This window comes from Streptomyces lushanensis, assembly GCF_001700515.1.
GTDB classification, from domain to species: domain Bacteria; phylum Actinomycetota; class Actinomycetes; order Streptomycetales; family Streptomycetaceae; genus Streptomyces; species Streptomyces lushanensis.
Genome location: NZ_MAUD01000648.1, coordinates 1 through 2,777 on the forward strand (window position 1 = coordinate 1; position 2,777 = coordinate 2,777).

General features: G+C 70.9%; 2 protein-coding genes. One reads left to right on the forward strand and one right to left on the reverse strand.

The window, feature by feature from the left end; genetic code table 11:
- Window positions 1-1,465 (forward strand): flavin monoamine oxidase family protein (locus BFF77_RS32125; protein WP_066957082.1); only part of this gene is annotated, 1,465 nt, incomplete at its 5' end.
- Window positions 1,466-1,590: 125 nt separating this feature from the next.
- On the opposite strand, the gene BFF77_RS32130 is transcribed toward BFF77_RS32125, so the two are convergent.
- Window positions 1,591-2,520 carry an LLM class F420-dependent oxidoreductase gene (locus BFF77_RS32130; RefSeq protein WP_066957085.1) on the reverse strand — a complete coding sequence of 310 codons (930 nt, stop codon included), beginning with the start codon at window positions 2,518-2,520 and terminating at the stop codon, window positions 1,591-1,593.
- Window positions 2,521-2,777: the final 257 nt, after the last annotated feature.

Sequence of the window (2,777 nt, forward strand, 5' to 3'; positions counted from 1 at the left end):
GTACGAGGCCGACCGGATCGGCGGCCGGCTCCGTACGGTCGGCTTCGAGGGATGCGACACCGAACTGACCGCGGAGATGGGCGCGATGCGCTTCCCGCCCTCCTCCACCGCGCTCCGGCACTACATCGAGCTGGTCGGTCTGGAGACCCGCCCGTTCCCCAACCCGCTCGCCGCCGGGACCCCCTCCACCGTCGTCGATCTCAAGGGGGAGTCCCACTACGCGCGAACCGTCGACGATCTGCCGCAGGTGTACCGCGACGTGATGGACGCGTGGAACACCTGTCTGGAGGAGGGCGCGGACTTCTCCGACATGAACCGCGCCCTGCGCGAGCGCGACATCCCGCGGATCCGCGGGATCTGGGCCCGGCTCGTCGAGAAGCTCGACAACCAGACCTTCTACGGCTTCCTCTGCGACTCGCCGTCCTTCAAGTCCTTCCGCCACCGGGAGATCTTCGGCCAGGTCGGATTCGGGACCGGCGGCTGGGACACCGACTTCCCCAACTCCATCCTGGAGATCCTCCGGGTCGTCTACACCGAGGCCGACGACCACCACCGTTCGATCGTCGGCGGCAGCCAGCAGCTGCCGCTGCGCCTCTGGGGGCGCGAGCCTGTGAAGATCACGCACTGGCCGGCCGGAACCTCGCTCTCCTCGCTGCACGGTGGTGCGCCGCTGCCCGCGGTGGTACGGCTGCATCGCACGGCCGGCGACCGCATCACCGTCACGGACGCCTCGGGCGGGATCCGTACGTACCGCGCGGCGATCTTCACCGCCCAGTCCTGGCTGCTGCTCTCGAAGATCGCCTGCGACGAGTCGCTGTTCCCCATCGACCACTGGACGGCGATGGAGCGCACCCACTACATGGAGTCGTCCAAGCTGTTCGTGCCGGTGGACCGGCCGTTCTGGCTGGACAAGGACGCGAGGACGGGCCGTGACGTCATGTCGATGACGCTCACGGACCGGATGACCCGAGGCACCTACCTGCTCGACAACGGTCCCGACCGCCCCGCCGTCATCTGTCTCTCGTACACCTGGTGCGACGACAGCCTGAAGTGGCTGCCGCTCTCGGCCGGCGAGCGGATGGAGGTCATGCTGAACTCGCTGCGGGAGATCTATCCCGGTGTCGACATCCGGCGGCACATCATCGGCAGCCCGGTGACCGTCTCATGGGAGAACGAGCCGTACTTCATGGGCGCGTTCAAGGCCAATCTGCCCGGGCACTACCGCTATCAGCGGCGGCTGTTCACACACTTCATGCAGGACCGGCTGCCCGAGGACAGGCGCGGGATCTTCCTGGCGGGCGACGACATCTCGTGGACGGCGGGGTGGGCGGAGGGCGCCGTGCAGACGGCGCTGAACGCGGTGTGGGGAGTGATGCACCACTTCGGAGGCGCGACGGACGCCACCAATCCCGGGCCCGGCGATGTGTACGACGACATCGCGCCGGTCGAACTCCCGGAGGACTGAGCTCCGGGGAGCGCGGGACGCGCCGGCTCCGGCCCCATGCGCCGGGACGCGCCGGAACCGACCCCGCGCGCCGGAGGCCGGCCCGGTGCACTCCGCGGGTACGGCCGGATGTCCGCGATGTACGGTCAGATGCCCGCGGCGCGCGCCGTCACGTACACCTCGGTCGCCGCGTCCACCAGCTCCGCCGCGTCCCGCGTCGTGCTCTGGAGATCGAGCAGGAACTCCGGCACACCCGTCTGCGCGTGCGCGGCCAGGTCCTCGACGATCTGCGCGGCACTGCCCTGGAAGAGCCGGCGGTCGTCACCCTCGTACGGCTTGGCGCTGTACCGCGCGTTGACCCGGGCGCAGACGTCGAGCGGGCGTTCACGGCCGCTCCCCGCCGCCGCGTCCCGTATCTTCGCCCACTGCCCGGCGAGCTGCTCCGCGCCCATGGCGACGGGCATCCAGCCGTCGGCCCGCTCCACCAGCCGCCGCGTGGCGCGCGGGCTGTTCGCGGGAAGGTAGACGGGGATGGGCCGGGCGGGCTTGGGGCCGACTTCGGACGGGGCGATGGTGGTCAGCGCGCCCTCGTAGGAGACGGGGTCGGGGCCCCAGACGGCCGCACAGACGTCCAGCAGCTCGTCCAGGACGGCGCCGCGCTTCTCGAACGGGGCGACGGACGCGGCGGCGTACTCGTCGAGCGACCAGCCCGTGCCGAGACCGGCGACGACCCGGCCGCCGCTCGCGGCGTCCAGCGAGGCGAGCGAACGGGCGAGCTGGAACGGCAGATGCAGCGGCGCGACCAGCACGCTGGTGCCGAGCCGGGCCCGCTCGGTGGCCGCGGCGGCCAGGGTGAGCGTCACCAGCGGGTCGGCGACACCGCGGTACTCGTCGGGCCAGGGCAGCCCCGCAACGCCGTACAGCCCCTGGGTGGCGGGCTCGGGGAAGAGGATGCGCTCGAAGACCCAGAGACTCTCGTATCCCGCGTCCTCCGCGGCGCGTGCCACGGTGGCCACATCGCGGCCGAGGTCGTACTGCTTCATCTGGGGAAGTCCGAGACCGAGTTTGACCGGCATGGGTGCACTCCTTCGTGGGGAACGCGCGCGTCCCACCATTCTACGGAGCGACCGGAACGGGACGAGCAGCGGTTCTCATCCGTGAATCCCGCACGCGTCATGGCCGGTGCTGTCGACCACCCACGCGCTCTCACGGTCTCGTTCGTGAATCACGTTCACATATCCGATGAGTGCGTTGGGTGGGCGGAAGCCCCCGACGGCGCCCGGGGCCGCGGGCTACGCCTCCGGTGCCACCCCGACCTCCGCCCCGGCCCCGG

Coding starts and splice junctions, on each gene's coding strand:
- BFF77_RS32130 (WP_066957085.1), bottom strand. CDS start 2,520: ATGCCGGTCAAACTCGGTCTCGGACTTCCCCAGATGAAGCAGTACGAC.